Source organism: Nocardioides sediminis, assembly GCF_003047295.1.
GTDB lineage: Bacteria > Actinomycetota > Actinomycetes > Propionibacteriales > Nocardioidaceae > Nocardioides > Nocardioides sediminis.
Window position 1 is genome coordinate 188,630 of sequence record NZ_PZYZ01000008.1, and the last position, 25,646, is coordinate 214,275.

The following is a 25,646-nucleotide window of genomic DNA, read 5'->3' on the forward strand; positions in this document are numbered from 1 at the left end:
CGGAGGCGCGCTCAGCGCGTCTCGACGCGCTTCTTCAGCCCCTTGAGGGCCGTGTCGATGAGGATCTTCTCGCCCTTGCGCTTCAGCATGCCGATCAGCGGGATCGACACGTCCAGCGCGAGGCGGTAGGTCACCTCGGTCGAGCCGTTGCCGAGGTCGCGGAGCTCGTAGGCGCCGTCGAGCGCCTTGAGCATCTTGCCCTCGACCAGGGTCCAGGTGACCTCGCGGTCGCCGTCCCAGTCGTAGGCGAGGGTGTACTCGTCCTTGATCGGCGAGACGTCGAGCTCGAAGTAGACCTGCTCGGCCCGGTCACCGCCGAGCGGGTCGGGCTCGACCACGCTCGCGGTCCTCACGCCCTTGGCCCACGACGGGTAGGACTCGAAGTCGGCGATCACCGCCATCACGTTCGCCGGAGGGGCATCGACGACGATCGACGAAGTGGTCTGCTCGGCCATGCCGCGACCCTATCGGATCGGCGCTCCGCCGGGACCGCGCCGACCCGTCCCGAGGGCCAGCGATAACCTGCCCGCACGACCGCGCTTGAGGAGGCCGACGTGCGTGAGTTCTCCACGCCCCTGAACACCGAGATCCCCGCCACGGGCAACCTGACCGACGACGTCGTCGCCAACGCCCGCGAGGCCGGCGACACCGTGGTGTTCAGCCGCAAGGTCGACGACGTGTGGACCGACGTCACGGCTGCGGAGTTCCTCACCGAGGTCAGCGCCGTGGCCAAGGGCCTGATGGCCGCCGGCATCGAGTCAGGTGACCGGGTCGCGCTCATCTCCAAGACCCGCTACGAGTGGACGCTGTTCGACTACGCCATCTGGTTCGCGGGTGCGGTGACGGTTCCGGTTTACGAGACCTCCTCGGCCGAGCAGGTCCGCTGGATCCTGGCCGACTCGGGCGCGCGAGCGGTCGTCGCCGAGGGCAAGGAGCACCTCGCCCGGATCGCCGAAGCGCGGCAGGCCGGCGCGGGCGACGACCTCAACCACGTCTGGTCGATCAACGACAACGCCGTGGACGTGCTGCGACGTCTGGGGCAGGACATCTCCGACAAAGCCCTCGAGGAGCGGCGCACGTCGGCCACCCCCCTCGACCTGGCCACCCTGATCTACACCAGCGGTACGACCGGCCGCCCCAAGGGCTGCATGCTCACCCACGGCAACTTCATGTTCGAGCTCGGTGTCGCGGTCGAGGAGCTCGACCGGCTGTTCGAGACCGAGGGCGCCTCGACCCTGCTGTTCCTCCCGCTCGCGCACGTCTTCGCGCGGATCATCCAGGTCGGCGCGATCAAGAAGCGGGTCCGCCTCGGCCACAGCGCGGACATCAAGAACCTGCTGGCCGATCTCGACGTCTTCCAGCCGACGTTCATCCTGGCCGTCCCGCGGGTCTTCGAGAAGGTGTTCAACACCGCCTCCCAGCGCGCCACCGCCGACGGTCGCGGCCGGATCTTCGACCACGCAGCGGAGACCGCCATCGCGTGGTCGCGCGCGCAGGACGCCGGCCGGGTGCCGTTGCGCGTCAAGGCCCAGCACGCCCTCTTCGACCGGCTCGTCTACGGCAAGCTGCGCACCGCCCTCGGCGGTCACTGCCAGTACGCCGTCTCCGGCGGCGCCCCGCTCGGCGACCGGCTAGGCCACTTCTACCGCGGCATCGGGGTGACCGTCCTCGAGGGTTACGGCCTGACCGAGACGACCGCGGCCGTCACCGTCAACCTGCCGGACGCGCAGAAGGTCGGCACCGTCGGTCGTCCCATCCCGGGCACGTCGGTGCGGGTGGCCGACGACGGCGAGCTGCTCTTCCGCGGCGGGCAGGTCTTCGCGGGCTACTGGCACAACGAGGAGGCCACCGCCGAGGCGCTCACCCGCGACGGCTGGTTCCACACCGGCGACGTCGGCGAGGTCGACGACGAGGGCTTCGTGCGCATCACCGGGCGCAAGAAGGAGATCCTGGTGACGGCCGGCGGCAAGAACGTCGCGCCCGCGGTCCTGGAGGACCGACTCCGAGCGCACCTCCTCATCGACCAGTGCATGGTCGTCGGCGACGGCCAGCCGTTCATCGCCGCCCTCGTCACCATCGACCGGGAGTCCTTCCCCGCCTGGGCCGAGACCCACGGCAAGTCCGGCAGCCTCGAGCAGCTCGTCGACGACCCCGACCTCAACGCGGCGATCGAGGCGGCGGTCGAGGACGCCAACAAGGCGGTCTCCAAGGCCGAGGCCATCCGCAAGTTCACGATCCTCACGGATGAGTGGACCGAGGAGGGCGGGCACCTGACCCCGAGCCTCAAGCTCAAGCGCAACGTCGTGATGAGGGAGTTCCGCGAGGACGTCGAAGCCCTCTACCTCTCCTGAGACGGGTCCTCCATACAGCTGCTCCATACCACGTGCATGGATCAGATTCGCAGGGACTACTCGACACGGCCACGGAGTAGTCACATCGGGTGGTGTCCGGGCCACCTCTGGGCGGTTTGTTCGGTTTAGCCCACGCCCCGGTCGCCCTGTGCCTAGATTCGCGCATCGGGACGGGATCTGGGCCTTTCCCACAGGGCACCACACCTGAGCACTCCCAGAACTCCCGGTCACTGCTCTGCGAAGGATCGCCTCATGGCCCGTCGTTCACTGCTCCTCATCGTCGCCGTCCTCATCGCCCTGGTCGGCACCTCGCTCATTGTCCTCTACGTCCAGGGCATCGACGCCCGGGCGACGGCGGACCAGGAGCTCGTCGAGGTGCTCCAGGCCACCGACGTCATCGACGCCGGCGAGGACGTCGCTGCAGCCCAGGAAGCAGGCAAGTTCGCGAAGACCGAGGTCCGCCGCGCGGACCTCGTCGAGGGCGCCCTCTCCTCCACGAGCTCCATCTCCGACCTGGTGGCGATCGGCACGATCTACCCCGGCGAGCAGATCCTGGCCAAGAAGTTCGGCAACCTCGGCGACGCCGGCACCCTCGTCATCCCCGACGACAAGCTGGCCGTCTCGGTCGAGCTGACCGACCCCGAGCGGGTGGCCGGCTTCGTCAACCCGGGGTCCGAGGTGGCGATCTTCGTCTCCGCCGACCCGGTGCTCTACAGGCCGGACGGTAAGGAGCAGAAGCTCCCGCAGTACACGGGGCTCCTCCTGCCCAAGGTGGAGGTCGTGGGGGTCGGCACCACCAGCATCGCCGCCAAGACGACCAAGAGCGAGGACGGCGAAGAGACCGAGCAGGTCGCGCGCACCATTCTCACCGTCGCCGTGGACCAGAAGCAGGCGGAGAAGCTCATCTTCGCCTCGCGCAACGGCGACATCTCGTTCGCCCTCCTCAATGGCGACTCGCAGGTGGCCGACGGCGCCGGCGTTCGGGCCGCCGACATCATGCCCGGAGCCTTCAAGGGCATCCAGTGACCACCATCCTGGAGCCCGACGTCGGGCAGCTGGGCATCATGAACGCGATGCTGCACGGCTCCACGGCCACGACCAGCATGGACGAGCTGAAGTCCCACCTCGACAGCAGCCCGCACGAGTTCGCGGTCGTGCTCGGTCCCTCCGTCCCCATCGAAGAGGCGACGCAGTTCGCCCAAGGAGCCCGGAGCAGCCGGCCCGACCTCGGTGTCATCCTCCTGCGCCATGGTGTGGACAGCGAAACGCTCTCCGTCGCGCTGCGCAGCGGGATGCGGGAGGTCGTCGAGGCCCGTGACCTCGCCGGTCTGACGACGGCCGTCCACCGGGCCCGCAGCGTGGCCAAGGAGATCTCGCAGACGCTCGAGGACGAGGCCCGGGCGGCCGCCGAGGCCGCCAAGGCCGAGGTCGCGGCGGCGCAAGCCGCCGCGCAAGCCGCTGCCGATGCTCCGCAGGGCAAGGTGATCACCGTCTTCTCCACCAAGGGCGGAGTCGGCAAGAGTCTCGTGGCCACCAACCTCGGCGTCGCACTGAGCGACCTCGGCCACCGCGTCTGCCTGGTCGACCTCGACGTCAACAGCGGCGACGTGGCGATCATGCTCCAGCTCAGCCCCACCCGCACCATCAACGACCTCGTCGCCTTCGGCGGCCAGATCGATGCGGAGGCCCTGTCCACCATCCTGACGAAGGCCTCGGAGCGGCTGTCGCTGATGGCCGCACCCGTCCGGCTCGACTCGCCGGACCACGCCGCCGCCACCGATGTCGGCCTCATGATCGAGACCCTCAAGGGGATGTTCGACTTCGTCGTGGTGGACACCTCCGGGGTCTTCGACGACAACGCCCTCACCGCGCTAGACCGGACCGACTCCATCGTCCTGGTCGGCACGTTGGACATCCCGGCCCTCAAGGCACTTAAGCTGGCGACCGGGACACTGGACCTGCTCAACTTCGGCCGGGGCAGCTGGAAGTTCGTGCTCAACCGGGCCGACGGCAAGGTCGGCCTGACCGTGGGCGAGTTCGAGTCCACCCTCGGTCTCAAGGCCGACGCGACCCTGGTGTCGAGCCGCGAGGTGCTCGCCGCCGTCAACCGCGGCGAGGCGCTTGTCAAGGCCTACCCCGGTCACCCCAACAGCAAGGCCATCGTCGACTTCGCCACCACGTTCGCTCCAGCCGAATCTGCATCGGGCCGCAAAGGCGCCCGACGTCGCCTGAGGAGGGCATGACATGAGTCTCGCCGACCGTCTCGCAGCTGTGCAGCGATCCCGCGTCGGAGGCCTCGAGGACCTGCCCTCGGCCCCGTCCAACACCCCCGCTATTCCGGAAGCTCCGGGGGCCTCCGAGTCGCCGGAGACTCCGAAGAGCCCCGCGGGTGGGGGTCCGGGCGGCACCTCCCTGACCGCTCGCACCTCCGCAGGGACCGGCAAGCGGGTCGCGGGCCGCGACCCGTTCGGTGACGTGAAGCGCATCGTCCACGCACGACTCGTGGAGACGCTGGGCCCCAAGCTCTACGACGCCCACATGACCCAGTCCGAGCTCGAGCAGCAGGTGCACTTCGCCCTGCAGACCGCGTTGGCCGAGACCGACCAGCCGATGTCGAGTGCCGACCGAGCCCGCGTCTCGCAGGAGATCGCCGACGACATCCTGGGTTACGGCCCGCTGGAGCCACTCCTGCGCGACCCGGAGCTGTCCGAGGTCATGGTCAACGCCTTCGACAGCATCTACATCGAGCAGAGCGGCAAGCTGGTCAAGACCGATGCGGCGTTCGCCGACGAGGCGCACCTGAGGCGCACGATCGACAAGATCGTGAGCAAGATCGGCCGTCGCGTCGACGAGACGAGCCCGATGGTGGATGCGCGGCTCCCCGACGGCAGCCGCGTCAACGCGATCATCCCGCCGCTCGCACTGGACGGCTCCAAGCTCACCATCCGCAAGTTCTCCGAGGATCCCTACACCGTCGAAGACCTGATCGGCTTCAACACCCTCACCCGTCCGTCGGCCAACCTGCTCGAGGCGTGCGTCCGGGGACGACTCAACATCCTGGTCTCCGGCGGCACCGGTGCCGGCAAGACGACGACCCTCAACGTGCTGTCGTCGTTCATCCCCCACGACGAGCGCATCGTGACCATCGAGGACGCCGCGGAGCTCCGGCTGCACCAGGATCACGTCCTCCGGCTCGAGTCGCGTCCCGCCAACATCGAGGGCAAGGGCGCCGTCACGATCCGCGACCTCGTCAAGAACTCGCTGCGCATGCGGCCCGACCGGATCGTCGTCGGCGAGATCCGTGACGCCGCCGCGCTTGACATGCTCCAGGCGATGAACACGGGCCACGACGGGTCCATCTCGACCCTGCACGCCAACACGCCGCGCGACGCCCTGGCTCGCCTCGAGACCATGGTGCTGATGGCGGGCATGGACCTGCCCGTTCGCGCCATCCGCGAGCAGGTGTCGAGCGCCGTCGACCTGATCATCCAGCAGACCCGTCTCAAGGACGGTACCCGCCGGATCACCGCGATCACCGAGATCGTCGGCATGGAGGGCGACATCATCACCACGCAGGATGTCTTCCTCTTCGACTACGCCGCGGGGATGGACGAGAACGGCAAGTTCAAGGGCGGGCTCAAGTCGATGGGACTGCGGCCACGCTTCCTCGAGCGTCTCAACGACCACGGCGTCCACGTCGACCCTGCGATCTTCGCCACCGGAGGCTCGCTGCGATGAAGGCCTACCACTCCGCGCGACGGCGCGCCCGGGTCGTCGCGGCCGGTCTCGTCGTCTGTGCCGCTCTCGTGTCGAGCGGTTCGCCGGCGCACGCCGCCGACGAGATCAGCATCGACCACGTGGAGAGCGCCGATGGCAGCGTGTCGGTGGTCCTCTCGGTGGACGGCATCCCGAACAGCGGGACCGTTGATCCTGAGCGGGTGTCCGTCGAGGTCGACGGCAGGGACGTCGACGCCGAGGTCACGTCGGCCGACAGCGGCCGGGTCGAGCGGACGAGCGTCATCGTCCTGGACGCCAGCCTCAGCATGGGCAAGGACGGCAAGTTCGACGCGGCCACCCAGGCGTTCCGGACCTACCTGGACACCGCCCCCGACGACGTGTCCATCGGCCTCGTGACCTTCGCGCAGAACGTCGTCCAGATCATCGATCCCACCACCGACCACGAGTCGCTGGCAACGGCCCTCGACGCAGTCGAGCTTCGACGCGGTACCAGCGTCTACGATGCTGTTCGAGCAGGCGTGAAGCTGGTCGGGGACGAGGGATCACGGTCCCTGCTGGTCCTCTCCGACGGTGCGGACACCAGCAGCGACACCACTCTCAACGTGGCCATCAACGACGCTCTCCAGGACGGCGTGATCGTCGACACCGTTTCGCTCGGGACGGCTCGGGAGGCAGCGGTTCTCGGGCGTCTGTCCGAGGACACGGGCGGTACGGTCATCCCGGCCGACCCCGCCGCACTCTCCTCGGTCTTCACCGCTCAGGCCGACGCCCTGAGCCGGCAGCTGCTCCTGACGTTCCCGTCCCCTGCCGACGTCACGGGCGAGGCGACCATCACCGTCAACGCACAGGGCGACGATGCGTCGTACGTCGACTCCGCGTTTGTCACCTTGGAGTCCGGCGGCACGTCCCTCCCGCAGGTCGTGGACCACGGCACCGCTCTGGTGAGCAGGCCGATGATGCTCGCCGGAGCGCTCTCCCTCTTCTTGGGCCTTCTCGGCCTGCTGGTCACCGTACTGTCGCGGCCCGGCCGAAAGTCGGCGGCAGAGCGGCGCCTCGACGCCTACTTCGACAGCGCCCCCGGCGGCGGCGGAACCCGGCGCGCAGCCAGGTCCGGCTCGACGGACCTCAAGGAGTCAGCGGTCGCGATCACGTCCAAGGTGGTCAACGAGGACTTGGAGACCAGGATCTCCCAGCGCTTGAACGGGGCCGGCTCGGCACTCACGGCCTCGGAGTGGATCCTGCTGCACGCGGCGATTGCCGTTGGTTCCACAGCGGTGGGTTTCGTCATGAGCGGGCCACCGATGGCTGTCATGCTGCTTCTCCTCGGAGCGCTGTTGCCCTGGTTGTACCTGAAGTGGCGGCACCGGCGTCGTCTCAATGCGTTCAATGCACAGCTCGCACAGACCTTGGGTCTCATGGCGGGTGGTCTCCAGGCGGGTCTGTCCCTCCCCCAGGCAGTCGACAGCGTTGTGCGTGAAGGACACGAGCCGATGGCCGGTGAGCTGCGCCGTGCCCTCGTCGAGCAGCGACTGGGGATCGATATCACGGATGCCCTCGAGGGAGTGGGGCACCGGATGGACAGCGAAGACTTCGGTTGGGTCGTCATGGCGATACGAATCCAGCGTGAGGTCGGCGGCAACCTAGCTGAGATCCTCAACACCGTGGCCGAGACGCTGCGCGAACGTGAGTACCTGCGTCGCCAGGTGAAGGCGCTCAGCGCCGAAGGTCGTCTCTCCGGCTACATCCTCACAGGTCTTCCACCACTGATCCTGTTGTACATGTACTTCGTCAACCGCGATTACGTCCGGGTCCTCTACACCACCGTGCTCGGATACATACTTCTCGCGGCGGCCTGTGTTCTTCTCGCGATCGGCGGCTTCGCGATGTCCCGACTGGCGAAGGTGAAGGTGTGACGATGTCAAGCACAACACTCCTCTTGCTCGGTGCCGCGCTTCTATTCACGGCAATCACGTTGTCCCTTTCCCTTATCGGCGTGGCGACCAGTGAGCGCCGTGGCGTGGCCCGGTCAGTGGCGGCCATCAAGGCTCTGGACTCGGCACCCAGCAGCTTGAAGGACGAACTGGAGCGACCGTTCGCCGAGCGCATCCTTGGGCCGCTCGGCGACAGGCTCGTCAACACCGGGCGTCGGCTGGCGCGCGCCGACACGGCTCAGAAGCTTCAGTACCGGCTCGACATCGCCGGCAACCCGCCAGCCTGGGACGTCAATCGCCTCATCGGGCTCAAAGTCCTCGGCCTAGCCGTGCTTGGATTACTTGGCTTCCTCTACCTCCTCGGCTTCGGGTGGCCCCTCTATCGCGTCGTGGTAGCCACCGCGCTGCTGTCGGCGTTCGGTTACGTGTTACCCAACATCCTGCTCTACAACGCCGGGCAGAAGCGCGAGACGATCATGCGGAACGCCCTTCCGGACGCCATCGACCTGCTCACCGTCTCGGTCGAGGCAGGTCTGGGCTTCGACGCGGCGGTGGCACGGGTCGCTCGCAACACGAGTGGCCCGCTTGCCCAGGAGTTTGCGCGTCTGCTCCAGGAGATGCAGATCGGGGTGGGACGCCCCGAGGCGATGCGAGCCGTGGCGGAGAGAACGTCTCTGGCAGACCTCAAGTCCTTCTGTCTCGCGATGGTGCAAGCGGACGCCCTCGGCATTCCCATCGGACGTGTACTGCGGATCCAGAGCCACGAGATGCGCACCAAGCGACGGCAGCGCGCTGAGGAGAAGGCGCAGCAGGTGCCCGTGAGGATGATGATCCCGCTGGTGCTCTTCATTCTTCCCTCCCTCTTCCTCGTAATCCTGGGGCCCGCAGGCATCCAGATCGTCGAGATGTTCAGCAAGACGTGATGCGCTCGCGGGCGCACGCGGAGGGAGGTGCTAAAGCTCCCTCGCTCACCCCCTGGCGGGTCACGACGGCGGCTCGTGCCTTCGCGCTGGCCCTCGTCGTCGGCACGCTGCTCGGCGAGGAGTCCGCTACCGAATCCGCGCCGTTGTTGGCCGCGCTCGTCGTAATCGCAGCGGTGTCCTCGGCGCTGGAGTGGAACGCTCCCGCACACAGTCGTCCGTGGATCCCGGTCGGCGAGGCGTTCCTCGTCGCCGTCCTGCTGGCCAGCGGGCCTCTCCAGCCGAGCTTGCTCCTCTACGTGGCCATTCCGCCGATCGTCGCTGGCGTTCGGCACGGGTGGGTAACCACGGTCAATGCCGGCTTCGTCACCGGTGTCACCACGATATGCACGTTGACTGTGATGCCTGACAGCGGCGCAACGCGCGAGCGCATCCTGGAAGCGGCACCGTGGATCGTCACTGGGATCGGCGTCGGACTGTTGGCCAGCTGGCAGTCCCGCTCGATGCGTGATCTGGAGACACGCCAAGCACCGTTTGCCGCTGCGAACCAGCTCGTTTCGCAGCTACATGGCATGGCGAGCCGCGGCACGGTCGGCTTGGACAGCGCGCAGCTGGCCGCCGAGCTCGAGACTGCTCTCCGCACCGAGACCGGGGCAACTCGCTCAGCCGTCTTCATCCACGGTCCCAGCCCTCAACCAGAGCTGTTGTCGTCGCACGCGGGCGACGACTTGATGCCCACGGCACCGGGTTCGCATGCCTCTCCCGATCCGGCCGTGCTGACAGTCTGGTTGCACGGGGGCGCGCACCGTCTAGGCTCCGCCGTCTTGGTGCGGGACGCCGGCTGGACCGACGAGCTCCGCGCCCGTGCCCGAACTGTGGCTGACGAATTCGTCCTGCGACTGGACACGGCCTTGCTGTTCGACGACGTCCGCCTGATGGCAACAGCAGAGGAGCGCAACCGGATCGCGCGCGAGATGCACGACGGCGTGGCACAGGAGGTCGTCGCACTGGGCTACATCGTCGACGAGATCGAATCGGCTTCCGACCAGCCAGAGACCCGCGAGTTGGCCGCCACGTTGCGAGCGGAGATCAGTCGGGTGGTGACCGAGCTGCGGTTCTCCATCTTTGACCTGCGCCACCAGGTGACCGATCACCGGCTGTCGGGGGCCCTCGCCGAGTACGTGCGCGAGGTGTCGCACGGCACCGACCTCCGGGTGCACCTCCTGCTGGACGAGTCCGGACCCGTCCTTTCGTCGCGCATGGAGTCCGAGCTCCTGCGCGTCGCACAGGAGGGCATCAACAACGTCCGTCGCCACGCACGCGCCCGCAACCTCTGGGTCACCCTGGTGTCAGACGGATCATGCGTCCGGCTCGAGATCGAGGACGACGGCATCGGCAACGCGCTCCCCAAAGACCGGCACTGGGGCCTCCAGACGATGAGGGAGCGAGCGGACGCCATCGGCGCCGACCTCGACATCTCGCCCCGTGACGACGGAGGCACCGTCGTCAGGCTCCAAACCCGGCAGCCCACTCTGACCGAAGGGAAGCGCTCACATGAGCACCACAGTCCTGCTCGTTGACGACCACGAGCTGATCCGGCAAGGGCTGGCTCGGGCATTCGAACGCGACCAGGACATGGAGGTCGTCGGCCAGGCCGGCAACGTGGCCGAGGCCGTCGAGGCGTACGGCGAGCTGGCGCCCGACGTCGTCGTCACCGACCTCCAGCTCCCCGACGGGCATGGCCTCGACATCGTGCGGTCGGTCCGCCAAATCAGCGACACCGCGGGCGTCGTCGTCCTCACGATGCACGCGGGCGACGACCAGATCTTCGCCGCCATGGAGGCCGGTGCCTCGGGCTTCGTCGGCAAGGACAGCAGGGCCGCCGAGGTCATCAGCGCCGCCAAGCACGCCGCAGTGGCTCCCCGGACGTTCCTGTGCGCCGGCCTCAGCGCCGCCATGATGCGGCGTGCCACCGCACCCGCGACCCCACGGCTTTCTGGTCGCGAGGAGGAGGTCCTCAGCCTCTTGGCCGATGGCCTCGGCACCGGCGAGATCGCTGGACGGCTCTACATGAGCGAGTCCACGGCCAAGACCCACATCACCCACATCTATCAGAAGCTGGGCGCCGCCAACCGGGCACAAGCCCTGGTGACCGCCATGCGGATGGGCCTGCTCGACCACCTTGCCCCGCAACGCTTCTGACGTTCCCCGTCACCCGCGCGGCCGACGTCCGGCCCTCACTGGGGGCCGGACGTTCGATCGTTTCAGCGCTCAATGGCTCAAGGGGAGGTCTGCCTTCCTGCCGGGCCATCCGGGGCGGGCGAGGGGGTGGTGGGCATCTAGTCACAAGGAACTAACCACCTAAGGCCGATCACCCGATCCGTCCAGGCGCCGATCCGACGAAGATTCTTCATGACGGGTCCACATGGGGCTCGACACAATCGGACCCAACTTCTTCGAACCAGGGGTAAACATCATGATCCAGTTCCTCACCCTCATGCTCTCCGCTCGTCGCGACGAGGAGAAGGGCGCCACCGCCGTCGAGTACGGCCTGATGGTCGCGCTGATCGCCGTCGCCATCATCGTTACCGTGGGCGCCCTCGGCACCGGCCTTGACGGCATGTTCCAGGGAGTCGTCGACGCTCTTCCGTGATCCGCGATCACCAGGGGCCGGCGTCGCGATCTGCGGCGCCGGCCTTCGCGTTCTACTTCAACGACGGAGACGAGACCTCGATGCGAGCTTCAAGGGAAGAGGCCGGCGCAACCTCGACCGAGTACGCCATCATGTGCACGATGATCGCCGGCTTCATCGCCGGGTCCGTTGCCATCTTCGGCAACGAGGTGGCAGCACTCTTCGCTCCAGCGATGGCCGGGCTCTGAACCCGGCCAGCGCCACGCGCTCGAGCATCGTCGGATGACTCCCCTACCACCGTCGTGACCACGCCGGTGGAGTGGGATCCGCAATCGATCGCAGCGCCACGTGCACTGCACCTCCACGAAGGCCACCGGGTCCCCGGTGGCCTTCAGCGCGTCCACGTACGCCCGCGACTCGATCTGCTGGCTGATCCCGGACTGCGCCAAGCTCGACAGCAAGGTTCCGAAGGTCAGGACCGCCAGCACGATCGTGAGGACCACGAAGGCCAGACCCGCCGAGGCGGCGACCGTCGCGGCCGTACGTCGCTCCCTCCAGCCCGTCACGACGCCAACGACGCCAGCCGATCCCGCCACCACTTGACCAACGCGTCGACCGTGACGTCGTGGCGCTTCAGAGCGGCTGCCACCGGGGTCCCGTCCGAAGCTCGCCGGTAGACGTCGACCAGCGCCCGCTCACCGATCTCGTTGGCCAGCGTGTCGCAGGCCAGCCACGCGAGCTCATAGGCGGCCTCGAGGTCGGCGGCACGGGTGTCGAACTCCGTAGTCCCCGGCAATCGGCGCGGCACACCGTCGCGCCGGACAAGGTCGATGGCCCGTCCGGCGGTGGTCGTCAGCGGTAGCCGCACGTCGCGCAGGGCCACGTAGTCGGCGAAGCCCTCCAGCAGCCACAGGTCGACGACGCCGGTCGCGGCGTCCGTCGCGACGTGCACCAGCTCGTGGCTCATCACCACCTGGGCCCCGGCGCCCCGGAGTCCGCGCGTGACGTCCGGGTTGACGAAGACGTGCACGGGCGCGTCCGGCGATTCCGTCCCGTCGGCAGTTGTGGTCACGGCCGCGATGCCGCCGTACGTCCCCTCGACGGCACCGAGGCTCGCATCGAGCGCTGCCGCCGACGCGGGCACCTCGACGACCGCCGACGGACGCCAGCCAGGGAGCACCCTGCGCACGACGTCGGCGCCGCGAGCAACGCGGCGCGCGTAGGTCGCGACCTCGCGATCCGCAGCCGGCCTCGATGCCGACACCATCACGAGCGCCTGCTCCGTGCGTCGTACCTCCAGCGGCCCCTGCAGCCACAACGGCTCGAGGCCGTCGGCCCCACCGAACCGTCGAATAGCAGTGTCGTCGCCGTCAGCGACGAAGGTCACCGCTACCTCCGTGCTCGCCGGCTCCCGGTCGAAGCCCGCGAAGCCCCAGGTCATCGCCACCTCCGCGGTCCAGGAGCCGTCCGGCGCGACGGCGCCCGTCTCGTCGACGTAGCGCGCCGAGAATTCGACGACGTCGAGGGCCTCGGCGTTGCCCGCCACCGCGCCGAGCAGGTCGACCGCGACCGGGTCGTCCGCCGGCGCAAGGGCCCGCGCCGCGTCGGCGTCGCGCGACTCGACGGCCTCCTCCAGCAGGTGGAGCGTCGCGGCCGCAGCCCCCGGGCGAGGGCCACCGGCGGCTGGTGCGCCGGGAGTGGCACGGTGCGTCTCATCGCCCGAGCCCACGACCAGCGCGAGGACGACCACCAGCCCCACGAACGACGAAAGACCGGCCACCCACCAACGTGGGCGACCGGTCCTCAAGGTCGGGCGATCAGCCAGGGCGGACCGCGCCGACGTACGGCATCGAGTAGAGGCCGGTCACCTGGACGCCGGTGCTCGGGTTGGCCGCGTGCACGATCATCCCGTTGCCGATGTACATGCCGACGTGGCTGATCGGGCTGTAGTAGAAGACGAGGTCGCCGGGCTGCAGGGCGCTCGCGGCGACGCGGGCGCCCGAGCCGTACTGGGCGCTCGACGAGTGCGGGAGGCCAACGCCGGCCGCACCCCACGCGCGCATGGTGAGGCCGGAGCAGTCGAAGGCGTTGTCGCCGGTCGCGCCGTAGACGTAGGCGTCGCCGACCTGCGCCATGGCATAGCTCACGGCGGCGGCGGCGCGGCCCGAGGCGGGGACGGAGGCCGGCATGCGGGTGGTGGTCGAGCGGGACGTCGCCGAACGGGAGGCGGACTCGAGGCGCTCGCGCTCCTCCTCCTCGAGGCTGGCGAGGAGGTCCTTGGCCTCGGCGAGCTTGGACTCGACGGCCTCCTTCTCCTCGGCGAGCTGCTCCGTCGTCTCGGCGATCTCCGCGGCGCGCTCGGCGGTGGCCTCCTCACGCAAGGTGAGGGCCTCGACCTCGGTCGAGTAGTCGGCGAAGAGGGTGTCCTGCAGCTGGCTGAAGGACGACATCGTGGTCAGCTGGCCGAGGAACGCGGCCGGGTCGTCGGCGACGACGACCTGCCCGACGGTGGAGATGCTCTCCCCCTCGTACTGGCGGCGGACCGAGTCGGTGACCTGCTCGCGCACGGCCTCGAGACGGACGTCCTGACGACGCTCGTCGGCGCGCAGGGACTTGAGCTCGTCACGCAGTGCCGTGAGGTCGAGCTTGGCGTCGTTGTAGCGCTCCTGCGCCTGCTCGGCCTCGTGGTAGAGACGGTCGACGCGCTCCTCGACATCGGAGATGTCGGGATCGGCGTTGGCCGGGGAGGCGGGGACGAATCCGATGGCGGCGATCGCCGTGATTCCGAGCAGGGCGCTGCCGAGTCGCTTCCGGTCGTGCGTCACGAGGCGGGGGTCCTCCGTTGTCGTCACGTCTACCGGGTGAGCTGACGGGTTCGGGCAACGACATGCCCTACGACCCCTCCACAGCCGTGGCTGCCTCGAGGCCGATTCACCCCAGGTGGGGAAGTGGTTCCCCGGCTCCTGCCACCCCCGGCTCGCACCGGCGGTGTGTGGATTCGACGCGGTGTGCGCATGAACCCGAGTGGTCCACTGCCACGCACACCAGCGGACACTCTAGACCCGGCCACCAGCGTCGACCAATCCCTGGTCCACAGAGATGAAACGTGTCGCGGGAGTGACGCCGGTCACACCTCAGGCCGACTCGACCACCGGTCCCGGCACGGGCTCGACCAGGCGCAACGGCGGCACCAGGCCGCTCTGGGCGAGCACGTCGAGGGCCTCGCGCTCGTCGTCGTCCAGCGTCAGCTCGGGAGGGGGACCCAGCAGCACGGTCACCACGCAGTCGTGGCAGGCCAGGCCGCGGACCACACAGGAGTCACAGTCGATGCGTGTCGTCATGGCGCGCACGCTGACAGGCGCCACCGACAACGCGGTCCGACGGCGAGTCGGACCGCGTGTCGCGCGTGCTCATCAGCCGTGCTGGTGCGGGTCCACGCCGGCCTCGTTGCGGGCCACGACCTCGATCGCGTCGTCTCGTCCGCACCAGCGACACGACACGGACTCGACGTCCTCGCCGCGCACGGTCTCCTCCTCCACCACGTGGTCGCCGGCGAGGTCGAAGTGCCAGAACTCCGTCGTACGCCGGGTGCGGGTGACGTCGAAGCGCGTCAGGTTGCCGCAGCCCCCGCATCGCCAGCGGTGCGTAGCGTCGGGAATCTGTGCGGGCACGGTGCCTCCATCGGGTCGGACGGTCGAGATCGGTCCGCAGCAGCGTAGTGACCGACGCGCGGGGCGCGTCCTCCCGTCCGTTGTCGGTGCCGCGATCTAGCGTCCGCACCATGAGCAGTGCCGCCACGACCACCCCTCGATGGGAGGCCCAGCGCAGCTTCGACGAGCTGGGACGGCCGCTGCGCGACGTCACGTTCTGCGTCGTCGACCTCGAGACCACCGGCGGGTCCGCTGCCGCCGGGTCGATGATCACCGAGATCGGTGCGGTCAAGGTCCGCGGTGGTGAGGTTCTCGGCGAGTTCCAGACCCTGGTCAACCCGCGCTCGGAGATCCCGCCGTTCATCGCCGTGCTCACCGGCATCACCAACTCGATGGTGAGCGATGCCCCGTCGATCGAGTCCGCCCTGCCGGCCTTCCTGGAGTTCGCCGCCGGATGTGTGCTCGTCGCGCACAACGCGCCCTTCGACGTCGGCTTCCTCAAGCACTTCGCGAGCGAGCACGGTCACCCCTGGCCCGGGTTCGAGGTCCTCGACACGGCCAAGCTGGCCCGCCGTGTGGTGACCCGCGACGACGCGCCCAACTGCAAGCTCTCCTCCCTCGCCCAGCTCTTCAACGCCTCGACCACGCCCAACCACCGCGCGCTGTCCGACGCCAGGGCGACCGTCGACGTCCTCCACGGGCTCATGGAGCGCCTGGGCGGGCAGGGCGTGCACACCCTCGAGGAGCTCGCCACCTTCACCTCCCGGGTGTCGCAGACCCAGCGCCGCAAGCGTCACCTCGCCGAGAATCTCCCCCACCTCCCGGGGGTCTACCTCTTCAAGGACGAGCGCAAGCGGGTGCTCTACGTCGGCACGTCCAAGGACCTTCGCAGCCGCGTCCGCTCCTACTTCACCGCCTCGGAGACCCGCACCCGCATCGGCGAGATGGTCGGACTGGCGGAGTCGGTCACCGGCATCCCCTGCGCGACACCGCTGGAGGCCGAGGTCCGCGAGCTTCGGCTGATCGCCGAGCACAAGCCGAAGTACAACCGACGCTCCCGCTTCCCGGAGAAGGTCCACTTCGTCAAGCTCACCCGCGAGGCGTGGCCGCGCCTCTCCCTCGTGCGGCGGGTGCTCGACGACGAGGCCGACTACCTGGGCCCGTTCTCGTCGAAGAAGACGGCCGAGAAATGCCTGGCCGCGCTCCACGAGACCTTCCCCGTCCGGCAGTGCTCCGACAAGCTCGCGCGCGAGCCCTCCCGGTCGCCGTGCGTGCTCGCCGAGATGGGCCGGTGCCTGTCCCCGTGCGACGGCAGCGTCGACGCCACGACGTACGCCGCCGTCGTCCGGCAGCTGCGCGACACCCTGCTGCACCGTCCCGACGAGGTTGTCGAGGTGATCAACCGGCGCATGTCCTCCCTCGCCGAGCTCGAGCGCTTCGAGGAGGCCGGTGTCCATCGCGACCGGCTCGCCACCTTCGTGCGAGCCGCGGCCCGCACGCAACGACTCTCGGCACTGACCCGCTGCCCTGAGGTGGTCGCCGCCCGACGCGAGGACGACGGCCGCTGGAGCGTGCACATCGTCCGGCACGGCCGGCTCGCTGCAGCCGGGGTGATCCCCCCGGGCGCGGACGCGCACCGCTACGTCGACGAGCTGCGCGCCAGCGCCGAGACCGTCCGCAACGCGCCAGGACCCGTGCCGGCCGCGACCGCCGAGGAGACCGAGAAGGTGCTCCGCTGGCTCGAGTCGCCCGGGATCCGGCTCGTCGACGTCGACGGCGAGTGGATCTGCCCGGTGGGCGGAGCCACCCGACACCTTTCGCTCTACGACGCGGTCAACCAGTCACGCCTCTCGCTCGTGCCGTTCGACGAGCAGCGCCTGCCCTCGACGGTGCACCGACCCGCTCGCTGAGCCCGTCAGTCGAGCCCGAGCGAGAAGGCGGACTCGAGGTCGTGCCGGGAGAACGTGCGGAAGGCGATGTGGGTCTCGGTCGCGGTCACACCGTCGACCTTGTTGAGCGAGTCGGCCACTACGGCGGCCACGTCCTCGTGCTTGCTGACGCGCACCAGGGCGATCAGGTCGATCTGACCGGTGACGGAGTAGACCTCGCTGACGCCCTCGAGGGCGGCGATCGCTTCGCCCACCTCAGGGATGCGAGCGACGTCGGCCTTCACGAACACGATGGCGGTGATCATGTGCACACCGTAGCGCCGGCCACCGGTCTGACCGATCGGTCACACCTGACTAGTCATTTCGGGTCACGTATTGCGATTCCTGCCCCACCCACGACCCGCATACCTAGCGTGACCGCTGTCTGTGTAGCGCCGTACGAGGGGGAAAGCCCGGATGATTCGCAGTCTTGGATGGTCGGACGCTCGGAACCGAGCGGGGATCGTGGTGGCCCTCGGTCTGCTTACGACGATGACCGCCACCGTCCCCTTCGCCTCGGCCGCTCCTCCCGAGAGCCCGGCCGGCCTGTCCGTCGCCCAGCCCAACGACGCAACGACCTTGATGTCGTGGGTGCACGTGCCCACGGCGACCAAGTACGAGGTCCAGGTCGATGACGACCTCGCGTTCATGAGTCCCGAGGTGAACGCCACGACGGTCAACAGCACCTACGTGCCGACCGTCAACCTCAAGAACGGGACCACCCACTGGCGGGTGCGGTCCGTCAACTCCGACAACGAGCGATCGGCCTGGTCCACCAGCACCTTCGGCACCGCCGCGGTGTCGGTCCCGGTCCCTGTCGCACCGACCAACGGCGCGACCCTCGCCCAGCCGCAGAACCCGCCTCTCCTGTCCTGGACGGCGTCCCCGGGCGCGGTCTCCTACACCGTCGAGGTCGATGGCGATGACGACTTCGTGGGCGCCTTCTCCTACAGCACGCAGACCACCTCCCTCGTCGTCCCGGACCCGCTGGGGGACGGCGACTGGTTCTGGCGAGTCACGGCGAGCAAGGGCGGCGGACTGACGTCCCTCCCGAGCGCGACCTCGTCCTTCATCATCAAGCCCATTGACACGCCGACCCGGATCTCGCCGCGGGACGACGCGAACCTCGAGCTGCAGGACGTCGTCCTCGACTGGGCCCCCGTGCCCGGCGCGAAGACCTACGACGTGCAGGTCGCGACCAACACCGACTTCACCGTGGGCGGCTCCCTGGTCGAGGACAAGCGCGGCATCCTGGGCACCCGATACTCACCGACAGTCACCTACAACAACAACCAGTACTTCTGGCGGGTACGCGCCGTCGACCAGGCGGGCCAGGCGACCCCGTGGACCGCGGCCCGGTCGAGCTTCAACCGCACGTGGCCCAACGTCCCGACCCCGGTGTTCCCGGCCGAGGCCGGCATCGAGACGGTCCCCGCGCCGCTCTACTTCCAGTGGGAATCCGTTCGCCATGCCTCCGAGTACGAGGTCCAGGTCGGCACCCAGGAGAACTTCTCCGTCGGCACGTTCGAGTCGTGCCGGACGGCCGGGACGACGTACACGCCCGGGATGTTCGCCATCAACACGACCGGACAGCTTTCCACCACCCGCCAGAACGAGGACTGCGAGCCGGTGGCGGGCGAGATCAACTACTGGCGCGTGCGAGCGCTGGACCGCCCCTTCACCAAGAGCGGCGACATCCCGGGCATCCAGGGCATCTTCACGGAGGCCCAGGCCTTCTTCTACCAACCGGTCAGCATCACCAGCATGACGCCCACCGGCGGAGCCACCGTCGACGTGCCGACCCTGAAGTGGGCCCCTGTAACGGGTGCCGAGACCTACGACATCAAGATCCTGCGGGCCAACGGGACGACTGCCGACTCGGCCAAGACCTCGTCGACGTCCTACACCCCCGACGGCACCACCCGGCTCGACCCCGCCAACAACCCTCACCGCTGGCAGATCACGGCCAACACGACCGAGGGCGGCCGGTCGGTCACCTACACGAACAGCTTCAACGTCAGCGGCAACATCCCGTCGAGCGGCCAACCGGCCCTCACCCCGCTGACGCCCACGGCGTCGACACCCGGCATCCAGGACGCCCCGTCGCTGACGTGGGCACCGATGCCCGGGGCCGACCACTACACCGTCCACATCGGACCGGCCATGGAGGATGGCCAGGTGTGGTTCGGCCACGGCTCCGGCGACCTGTTCGGCCAGCCCGTGCCCTACCCGGCCATGACCGAGACGTCCAAGAAGATCCTCCTTCCCGGGCAGTACGACTGGCGCGTCACCGCCTACGACGAGGACAACCTGCCGATCGGCACCGGCCCCGAGGGGCGCTTCACGGTCCAGCCGCTCGTCGCGTCGAGCGGCCAGGCCCTGGCCATCGACGGACGCGAGCTGGACGCGAACTTCGCCGGGACGAAGACGCCGTGCGCGCCCGGCGACGAGTGCGTCGTGCCGACAACCCCGGTCCTGAAGTGGAAGGCCGACCCGCGCGCCGCCTTCTACATGGTGTACGTGAGCGAGGACTCCAGCTTCACCAACCTCCTGGAGCCCAGCAACGCCATCCCTGCGACCACGAACAGCATGTACGCCCCGGCGCTCGACAATCGGGCCCACACCTACGCGGACAACCAGGCCGGACAGGCCTATCACTGGTACGTCCGGCCGTGCCGCACCGTGCTCAACTGTGGTCCCGACCCGGTGTCGACGACAGGTCAGGCCCAGCAGAGCTTCGTCAAGCAGTCTCCCGCCGTCACCGGGCTCCAGTCCACCGATCCCGCCGGCACGGAGCTCACCTTCAGCTGGGACGACTACTGGTACACCAACCGGCAGGCGACGTGGCCCAAGACCCTGGAGCTCCGCCCCCAGGCGGCCAAGCAGTACCGCATCCAGGTAGACGACGACCTCTCGTTCGCCGGCACGCTGATCGACGACCGTCTGGTCGACCAGACGACCTACACGGCGTTCGACCGCCTCTACCCCGAGGGCACCCTTCACTGGCGCGTGCAGGCGGTGGACTCCGACGACAACGGCCTCACGTGGTCGGAGGTGAAGACCTTCACCAAGCAGAGTCCCCAGGTGACGCTGACGTTGCCCGTCGACCAGCAGGTCGTCACCGGTACGACGCCGTTCCGGTGGCAGGCGCAGGCCTTCGCCAGCTCCTACGACATCGAGGTGTACAAGAACAACGACGCCACCATGTCCACCGCCAACCGGGTCATCTCGAAGACCGGGGTGAAGACCCCGGCGTACGCCCACAACACCCCGCTTCCCGCCAGCTCGCAGCCCTACGTCTGGCGGGTGCGTCGCACGGACGCCGACGGGAACAAGGGCCCCTGGTCCTCGCCGGGTCGCTTCGTCGTAGGCACTGGCGGGGTCGAGCTCATCGCTCCGGGTGACGGTGGGTCCCAGGCCCCGAACGCACCGGTCCTCCAGTGGAACCCGAAGCAGGGTGCGACCACGTACGACCTCACCGTCCGTTCAGCCAGCGGCTCGGGCACCAGCATCAACGCCACGACACCTGCCTCCGCCTACGCGGCCATGGTCAACGTGGCTACCGGCACCTACGTGTGGACCGTCACCGCGAAGGACTCCGGGAACAACGTGATCGGGGCCAGCTCAGCGACCTTCTCCGTTGATGCTGGGCTCAGCGCGATCCAAGCCCCGGTCATCCAGGCCCTGGGCGGCACGGGCGTCGGTCAGACGCTGACCAGCGTCGCGCCTGCCTGGAACCAAGCCGGCGTCACCGAGACGTATCAGTGGCTTCGCGACGGGAGCACGATCTCCGGCGCCACCCAGCCCACCTACGTGCTGACCACGGCGGACTACCAGAAGCCGATCTCGCTGCGTGTGACCGCCAAGAAGCCCGGCTTCAGCGACGGCGTCACTATCAGCAACATCATCGGCGCGACCGCCGGCGGCGCCCTGCAAGCGGTGACGCAGCCCGCGATCACCGGGACTCCGGCTGTCGGGAGCACGCTTCGTGCCTCCGTCGGAACCTGGTCGCAACCGTCGCCGTCCTTGGCCTACCAGTGGCTCAGGACCGGGGCTCCGATCCCTGGCGCCACAGGTACCAGCTACCGGCTCACCCCGGAGGACGCCGGCAAGAACGTGGCCGTGACCGTGCTCGCGTCGAAGGCGGGCTTCACCGACGGCTCGGCCTCGGCACCGGCGGTGAGTGTTCCCAAGATGAAGTCCACGACAGCAGCAACGCTCTCCAAGACCCGGGTCAAGGTGGGCAAGCGCGTCAAGATCGGCATCACGGTCGCCGTGCCGGGAGTCAAGGGACCCACCGGCAGCATCAAGATCTTCGACGGTGCCAAGAAGCTCAAGACTCTGACCCTGGTGAGCACGCGGGACGGCAAGATCGGATGGAAGCTGCCCAAGCTCAAGAAGGGCAAGCACAAGATCAAGGCCGTCTACCTCGGGAACGGGTCCACGGCGGGCTCCAAGTCCAAGCGGATCAAGCTGTACGTCGTCCGCTGAGGCGGTGAATCCCCGGTCGCCCGCGGCGAGCAGTAACCTCCGCGGGTGACCTGGCTCGAAGACCACTGGCTCGACATCCTCGGCTGGGGCGGCAGTGCACTCCTCGTGTACTCGCTGCTCCAGTCGAGGGTGCTGCGCTTCCGGGTGCTCAACCTCGCGGCGTGCATCATCCTGGTCGCCTTCAACGCCTTTGTCGGCGTCTGGCCGATGGTCGGCATGAACATCGTGCTCTGTGCGATCAACATCTGGTTCATCGTGCGGCTTCTCGGCGACCGCCACGACGTGGCGGCCTTCGAGGTGCTCGAGGTCCGACCGGACGACGAGTACTTCCGGCACGTCCTGCGCGTCCACGGCGCGGACATCCTGCGGTACAACCCCGAGTTCGTGCACGATCCGTCGGCTCCGGACCAGGACGCCTTCCTGGTCCAGAAGGGCGACGAGACCGTCGGCGTGGTCCTGCTGCACGCAGACGGCGACACCGCCCACGTCCTGCTCGACTACGTCACGCCGCGCTTCCGTGACTTCTCCCCCGGCGAGTTCGTCTGGCGCCGGAGCGGGATGCTGGCCGACCACGGCTACCGCCGCGTCGTCACCTCGCCCACCATGGTGAACCCCTACTACGACCGCGTCGGGTTCACGCCGTCCGGGGACGCCTGGGTGCTCGCGCTGTAGTTCCCCAACGTGCGGGATTCGACGCTCCCGGGCAGGCCGCCATCCTGACCTCCAGGAGGTGCGGCCCGTGTTCCGGATCAAGTGGCTCAACGACAACCGCTGGATCGCGTCGATCTTCGCCGTGCTGATCGTGGTCAACGCCTACGCCATCGCAGGCGGCCTCTACCGCTGACTCAGTGCGAGGACGCCTCCACCCAGCGGTCCAGGGCGGCCTGCGCATCGCCCGAGTCGATCGCGGCGGCGGCCCGCTCGATCCCGGCGCCCAGCGCCTCGCCCACCGGCAACCCCGGGGCGTCGTACACCGCGAGCGCTGCGCCGGCGTTGAGCAGCACCGCGTCCCGCACGGGTCCCTTGTCCCCCGCCAGCAACCTCCGCGCGACCTCGGCGTTGTGGGCCGCGTCGCCGCCGCGCAGGTCCTCTGTCGTCGCCGGCGCCAGCCCGTACGACGCCGGGTCCACGGTCGAGACAGAGACCTGGCCACCGTGGACGGCCCACAGCGTGGACGTCGTCGTCGTGGTGAGCTCGTCGAGCCCGTCGTCACCCCGGAAGACCCACGCGTCGACCCCGCGGCCGGCGAGAACGCCGGCCATGACCGGGGCCATCCGGGCGTCGGCGCAGCCGATGGCCTGGGCGTCGGGTCGGGCCGGGTTGGTGAGCGGACCGAGGATGTTGAAGGTCGTGGCGATCCCGAGCTCGCGGCGCGGGACGGCGGCGTGCCTCATGGCCGGGTGGAAGGCCGCCGAGAACAGAAAGGTGATGCCCGCCTCGCTCGCGATCTCCGCCACCCTGGCGACCGGAAGGTCGAGCCGGATGCCCAGCGCCTCGAGCACGTCGGCGGAGCCGGACTTGGAGGACGCCGACCGGTTGCCGTGCTTGACCACCGTCGCGCCAGCGCCCGCGGCGACGATCGCCGACATCGTGGAGATGTTGACCGACATCGAGCGGTCTCCCCCGGTGCCGACGATGTCGAGCAGCCGTCCCGGCACCGAGATCGGGTTGGCGGCGGCCAGCATGGCGTCGGCGATGCCCGAGACCTCCTCGACCGTCTCGCCCTTGGCGCGCAGCGCGACGACGAAGCCAGCGACCTGCGCGGGGGTCGCCTCGCCGGCGAAGACCTGGTCCATCGCCCAGCGCGCCTGCTCGACCGTCAGGTCGGTGCCCGCCACCAGGGTGGTCAGGACGTCGGGCCAGGTGAGCGGCTCAGCAGAGGACACGGACATGCCCACCATGATGGTGGCGTCAGCTCGTGGCGGGCACGCGGGGGCGCAGCAGTGAGACGACCGCCTCGGCGAGCTGCACCGGGTCGATCGGGTGCGGCACGGCCGCCTCGGCGCGCGACCACGTGGCCAGCCACGCGTCCTGCGGGCGACCGATCAGCACCAGCACCGGCGGGCAGTTGTAGATCTCGTCCTTGAGCTGCTTGGCGATCCCCATGCCTCCGGCCGGGACGGCTTCGCCGTCGAGGATCGCCAGGGCGATGCCGCCGGCGTCCATGTTCTGGATGACGACCGGCTCGGTCGCGACCTCGACGTACTCCAGCTCGGGCAGGTCGGGGTGCGGGCGGCGGCCCAGCGCGAGGATGACCTGCTGCCGGGTGTCGACGTCGTCGCTGTAGACGAGGACCTTGAGCGGCTTGCGCTCTGACGTGGTCTGGCTCACGTGCCGGATGCTACCCGGGCCGTTCGGACGACGCGGCACTGCGGGCGGCGCGCGCCTCCATGAGGTCGAGCCGCCGGTCCTCCCGGGCGGCCTCCTTCATCGACGACCGGACCCACTGGACGAACAGCACCCCGAAGAACACCAGCCCGATGAGGTCACCGGAGGCCCACAGGATGCCGCCGGCGACGTGCTGGTCGTCGATCGCCGGCGGCAGCCACGCGCCCATCGGCCCCTCACGCAGCGCGAGGTAGTGCGACTCCCCGATCAACGTCGTCTGCCCCATGATCGTGACGCCGAGGAAGGCGTGGAACGGCAGCGTCAGCACGGTGAGCAGCACCCGGAACGGGTAGCCCACCCGGCCCGGCAGCGGGTCGATCCCCATCAGGGGCCAGAAGAAGAGAGCACCGACGGCCACGAGGTGGATGTGCATCATCTCGTGCACGTACGTCGAGGACAGCGACGCGTCGTACCAGGACGTGTAGTAGAGCGCCCACGGCGAGACGACGTACAGCGCGAACGTCAGCGGCGGGAAGGACAGCACCCGGGCGACCCGGGAGTGCAGGACGACCAGCAGCCAGCGGCGTGGACCGGCCGGCAGCGTCCGCAGGGCCAGCGTGATCGGCGCCCCCAGCGCGAGCGACAGCGGCACCACCATCGACAGCACCATGTGCTGGACCATGTGCACGCTCAGCAGGGTCGTGTCGTAGCGCGCCAGTCCGGAGGCGGTGGCGAAGACGAACGACCCCATGCCCAGCACCACGAACGACACCGTCCGGCCGACCGGCCAACGGTCCCCGCGCCGCCTCAGCAGGGCCACGCCGACCAGGTAGGCGCCCGCCACCCAGACGGCCAGGATGAACGGGACGGGATCGATCCCCCAGTCGGTGAAGACCCTCCCGATGGTGAATCTCGGGAGGACCTCATCGGTCGTCCAGGCCGTCGTTGTCACGATGTGAACAATATGACGGCGATAGTGAGGGGGTCGGGGTGCCCTCGGCGCCGGCTACCGACATAATGGCGCCCGTGGCGACAGCAACAGCGATTCCGGCATCCCGGCTGCACGGGCACCACGACCGTCCGAGCATGGTCAGCGTGGGCACGATCATCTGGCTCTCCAGCGAGCTGATGTTCTTCGCGGCACTCTTCGCGGCCTACTTCACGATCCGCGCGGTGAGCCCGGAGCTGTGGGCCCAGGAGACCGCGCTCCTCAACGTCCCGTTCGCGACGGTCAACACCGTGATCCTGGTGCTCTCCTCGCTCACCTGCCAGCTGGGCGTCTTCGCCGCCGAGCGCGGCCAGGTCGGCCGCAGCGGGTCGGTGTTCAAGGTCAGCGGCTGGGGCCTGCGCGAGTGGTTCATCCTGACCTACGTCATGGGCGCGATCTTCATCGGCGGCCAGGCGCTGGAGTACGCCGAGCTGATCCACGAGGGCGTGACCATCCCGTCCTCGGCCTACGGCACGATGTTCTACCTCACCACCGGCTTCCACGGCATCCACGTCACCGGCGGCCTCATCGCGTTCCTCCTCGTCCTCGGTCGCACCTACATCGCGCGCCGGTTCACCCACGAGCAGGCCGTGAGCGCCATCGTCGTGTCCTACTACTGGCACTTCGTCGATGTCGTCTGGATCGGGCTGTTCGCCACGATCTACCTCATCAAGTAAGCCCCCCGACCC

General features: G+C 68.9%; 23 protein-coding genes and 1 riboswitch. Of the genes, 14 read left to right on the forward strand and 9 right to left on the reverse strand.

The annotated features are described in order from the left end of the window. Positions 1–11 precede the first annotated feature (11 nt). Entirely contained in the window at positions 12–455 is a 444-nt protein-coding gene (locus tag DAI17_RS18160) for an SRPBCC family protein (protein ID WP_107774624.1), read from the reverse strand. A gap of 99 nt (positions 456–554) precedes the next feature. On the opposite strand from DAI17_RS18160, the gene DAI17_RS18165 reads away from it, so the two are divergent. The 10 genes from DAI17_RS18165 to DAI17_RS21375 all read left to right on the forward strand — a co-directional run bounded on the left by DAI17_RS18165 (position 555) and on the right by DAI17_RS21375 (position 11,820). After that, positions 555–2,351: an AMP-dependent synthetase/ligase gene (locus DAI17_RS18165; RefSeq protein ID WP_107774625.1), complete on the forward strand. Its 1,797-nt coding sequence runs from the start codon at positions 555–557 to the stop codon at positions 2,349–2,351. A 252-nt stretch (positions 2,352–2,603) separates the two neighbouring features. After that, a complete protein-coding gene (gene cpaB / locus DAI17_RS18170) occupies positions 2,604–3,377 on the forward strand; it encodes a Flp pilus assembly protein CpaB (RefSeq protein ID WP_107774626.1) in 774 nt (257 codons plus the stop codon). Continuing rightward, positions 3,374–4,594 (forward strand): AAA family ATPase, encoded by a 1,221-nt coding sequence (locus DAI17_RS18175; RefSeq protein ID WP_107774627.1) that lies wholly within the window; start codon positions 3,374–3,376, stop codon positions 4,592–4,594. Before cpaB ends, DAI17_RS18175 begins: the two co-directional genes overlap by 4 nt. 1 nt (position 4,595) lies before the next feature. Further along, positions 4,596–6,089, forward strand: a complete 1,494-nt coding sequence (locus DAI17_RS18180; RefSeq protein WP_107774628.1) for a CpaF family protein — start codon at positions 4,596–4,598, stop codon at positions 6,087–6,089. Continuing rightward, positions 6,086–8,002, forward strand: a complete 1,917-nt coding sequence (locus tag DAI17_RS18185; protein ID WP_107774629.1) for a type II secretion system F family protein — start codon at positions 6,086–6,088, stop codon at positions 8,000–8,002. The genes DAI17_RS18180 and DAI17_RS18185 overlap by 4 nt, the downstream gene beginning before the upstream one ends. Positions 8,003–8,082: 80 nt before the next feature. Further along, on the forward strand, positions 8,083–8,943 hold the full coding sequence (locus DAI17_RS18190; protein ID WP_159081628.1) for a type II secretion system F family protein: 861 nt from the start codon (positions 8,083–8,085) through the stop codon (positions 8,941–8,943). Further along, positions 8,943–10,520 carry a sensor histidine kinase gene (locus DAI17_RS18195; protein ID WP_159081629.1) on the forward strand — a complete coding sequence of 526 codons (1,578 nt, stop codon included), beginning with the start codon at positions 8,943–8,945 and terminating at the stop codon, positions 10,518–10,520. Before DAI17_RS18190 ends, DAI17_RS18195 begins: the two co-directional genes overlap by 1 nt. Continuing rightward, the gene (locus tag DAI17_RS18200) at positions 10,495–11,142 is read left to right on the forward strand and encodes a response regulator transcription factor (protein ID WP_107774632.1); all 648 of its coding nucleotides are present in this window, start codon (positions 10,495–10,497) and stop codon (positions 11,140–11,142) included. The genes DAI17_RS18195 and DAI17_RS18200 overlap by 26 nt, the downstream gene beginning before the upstream one ends. A gap of 274 nt (positions 11,143–11,416) precedes the next feature. Beyond that, on the forward strand, positions 11,417–11,593 hold the full coding sequence (locus tag DAI17_RS18205; protein ID WP_199905196.1) for a Flp family type IVb pilin: 177 nt from the start codon (positions 11,417–11,419) through the stop codon (positions 11,591–11,593). Then, positions 11,590–11,820, forward strand: coding sequence for a Flp family type IVb pilin (locus DAI17_RS21375; RefSeq protein ID WP_199905197.1), 231 nt, complete (start codon positions 11,590–11,592; stop codon positions 11,818–11,820). Before DAI17_RS18205 ends, DAI17_RS21375 begins: the two co-directional genes overlap by 4 nt. Before the next feature lie 314 nt (positions 11,821–12,134). Here DAI17_RS21375 and DAI17_RS18215 read toward each other — a convergent pair whose 3' ends face one another. The 4 genes from DAI17_RS18215 to DAI17_RS18235 form a co-directional block, all read right to left on the reverse strand. Beyond that, entirely contained in the window at positions 12,135–13,352 is a 1,218-nt protein-coding gene (locus tag DAI17_RS18215; RefSeq protein WP_159081630.1) for a hypothetical protein, read from the reverse strand. Positions 13,353–13,389: 37 nt separating this feature from the next. After that, positions 13,390–14,397, reverse strand: a complete 1,008-nt coding sequence (locus DAI17_RS18225) for a C40 family peptidase (protein WP_107774635.1) — start codon at positions 14,395–14,397, stop codon at positions 13,390–13,392. 10 nt (positions 14,398–14,407) lie between these two features. Next, positions 14,408–14,570, reverse strand: a riboswitch (cyclic di-AMP (ydaO/yuaA leader). Positions 14,571–14,706: 136 nt separating this feature from the next. Continuing rightward, a complete protein-coding gene (locus DAI17_RS18230; RefSeq protein ID WP_107774636.1) occupies positions 14,707–14,913 on the reverse strand; it encodes a hypothetical protein in 207 nt (68 codons plus the stop codon). 72 nt (positions 14,914–14,985) lie between these two features. Further along, positions 14,986–15,243, reverse strand: coding sequence for a hypothetical protein (locus DAI17_RS18235; protein ID WP_107774637.1), 258 nt, complete (start codon positions 15,241–15,243; stop codon positions 14,986–14,988). A 110-nt stretch (positions 15,244–15,353) separates the two neighbouring features. Between DAI17_RS18235 and DAI17_RS18240 the strand changes: the two genes are divergently transcribed. After that, entirely contained in the window at positions 15,354–17,132 is a 1,779-nt protein-coding gene (locus tag DAI17_RS18240; protein ID WP_107774638.1) for a DEDD exonuclease domain-containing protein, read from the forward strand. Between the two features lie 5 nt (positions 17,133–17,137). Here DAI17_RS18240 and DAI17_RS18245 read toward each other — a convergent pair whose 3' ends face one another. After that, positions 17,138–17,416: an Lrp/AsnC family transcriptional regulator gene (locus tag DAI17_RS18245; protein WP_107774639.1), complete on the reverse strand. Its 279-nt coding sequence runs from the start codon at positions 17,414–17,416 to the stop codon at positions 17,138–17,140. 226 nt (positions 17,417–17,642) lie between these two features. Between DAI17_RS18245 and DAI17_RS18250 the strand changes: the two genes are divergently transcribed. Beyond that, positions 17,643–21,641, forward strand: a complete 3,999-nt coding sequence (locus tag DAI17_RS18250; protein ID WP_159081631.1) for an Ig-like domain repeat protein — start codon at positions 17,643–17,645, stop codon at positions 21,639–21,641. Between the two features lie 45 nt (positions 21,642–21,686). Further along, the gene (locus tag DAI17_RS18255) at positions 21,687–22,313 is read left to right on the forward strand and encodes a GNAT family N-acetyltransferase (protein WP_107774641.1); all 627 of its coding nucleotides are present in this window, start codon (positions 21,687–21,689) and stop codon (positions 22,311–22,313) included. Positions 22,314–22,486: 173 nt separating this feature from the next. On the opposite strand, the gene trpD is transcribed toward DAI17_RS18255, so the two are convergent. Genes trpD through DAI17_RS18270 form a run of 3 tightly spaced genes read right to left on the reverse strand, consistent with a single transcriptional unit; the run spans position 22,487 to position 24,921 of the window. Beyond that, positions 22,487–23,533: an anthranilate phosphoribosyltransferase gene (gene trpD / locus DAI17_RS18260; protein WP_107774693.1), complete on the reverse strand. Its 1,047-nt coding sequence runs from the start codon at positions 23,531–23,533 to the stop codon at positions 22,487–22,489. Positions 23,534–23,552: 19 nt separating this feature from the next. Continuing rightward, on the reverse strand, positions 23,553–23,972 hold the full coding sequence (locus DAI17_RS18265; RefSeq protein ID WP_107774694.1) for an Rv3143 family two-component system response regulator: 420 nt from the start codon (positions 23,970–23,972) through the stop codon (positions 23,553–23,555). Positions 23,973–23,982: 10 nt separating this feature from the next. Then, positions 23,983–24,921: a cytochrome c oxidase assembly protein gene (locus tag DAI17_RS18270; protein ID WP_234412589.1), complete on the reverse strand. Its 939-nt coding sequence runs from the start codon at positions 24,919–24,921 to the stop codon at positions 23,983–23,985. 65 nt (positions 24,922–24,986) lie between these two features. Between DAI17_RS18270 and ctaE the strand changes: the two genes are divergently transcribed. After that, positions 24,987–25,634 (forward strand): aa3-type cytochrome oxidase subunit III, encoded by a 648-nt coding sequence (ctaE, locus tag DAI17_RS18275; protein ID WP_107774643.1) that lies wholly within the window; start codon positions 24,987–24,989, stop codon positions 25,632–25,634. Positions 25,635–25,646: the final 12 nt, after the last annotated feature.

What these genes read in the sequence shown, in the direction of transcription:
- DAI17_RS18160 (WP_107774624.1), bottom strand. Translation starts at nt 455, where the DNA reads ATGGCCGAGCAGACCACTTCGTCGATCGTCGTCGATGCCCCTCCGGCG.
- cpaB (WP_107774626.1), top strand. Translation starts at nt 2,604, where the DNA reads ATGGCCCGTCGTTCACTGCTCCTCATCGTCGCCGTCCTCATCGCCCTG.
- DAI17_RS18180 (WP_107774628.1), top strand. Translation starts at nt 4,596, where the DNA reads ATGAGTCTCGCCGACCGTCTCGCAGCTGTGCAGCGATCCCGCGTCGGA.
- DAI17_RS18185 (WP_107774629.1), top strand. Translation starts at nt 6,086, where the DNA reads ATGAAGGCCTACCACTCCGCGCGACGGCGCGCCCGGGTCGTCGCGGCC.
- DAI17_RS18195 (WP_159081629.1), top strand. Translation starts at nt 8,943, where the DNA reads ATGCGCTCGCGGGCGCACGCGGAGGGAGGTGCTAAAGCTCCCTCGCTC.
- DAI17_RS18200 (WP_107774632.1), top strand. Translation starts at nt 10,495, where the DNA reads ATGAGCACCACAGTCCTGCTCGTTGACGACCACGAGCTGATCCGGCAA.
- DAI17_RS18205 (WP_199905196.1), top strand. Translation starts at nt 11,417, where the DNA reads ATGATCCAGTTCCTCACCCTCATGCTCTCCGCTCGTCGCGACGAGGAG.
- DAI17_RS18230 (WP_107774636.1), bottom strand. Translation starts at nt 14,913, where the DNA reads ATGACGACACGCATCGACTGTGACTCCTGTGTGGTCCGCGGCCTGGCC.
- DAI17_RS18240 (WP_107774638.1), top strand. Translation starts at nt 15,354, where the DNA reads ATGAGCAGTGCCGCCACGACCACCCCTCGATGGGAGGCCCAGCGCAGC.
- DAI17_RS18245 (WP_107774639.1), bottom strand. Translation starts at nt 17,416, where the DNA reads ATGATCACCGCCATCGTGTTCGTGAAGGCCGACGTCGCTCGCATCCCT.
- DAI17_RS18250 (WP_159081631.1), top strand. Translation starts at nt 17,643, where the DNA reads ATGACCGCCACCGTCCCCTTCGCCTCGGCCGCTCCTCCCGAGAGCCCG.
- trpD (WP_107774693.1), bottom strand. Translation starts at nt 23,533, where the DNA reads ATGTCCGTGTCCTCTGCTGAGCCGCTCACCTGGCCCGACGTCCTGACC.
- ctaE (WP_107774643.1), top strand. Translation starts at nt 24,987, where the DNA reads ATGGCGCCCGTGGCGACAGCAACAGCGATTCCGGCATCCCGGCTGCAC.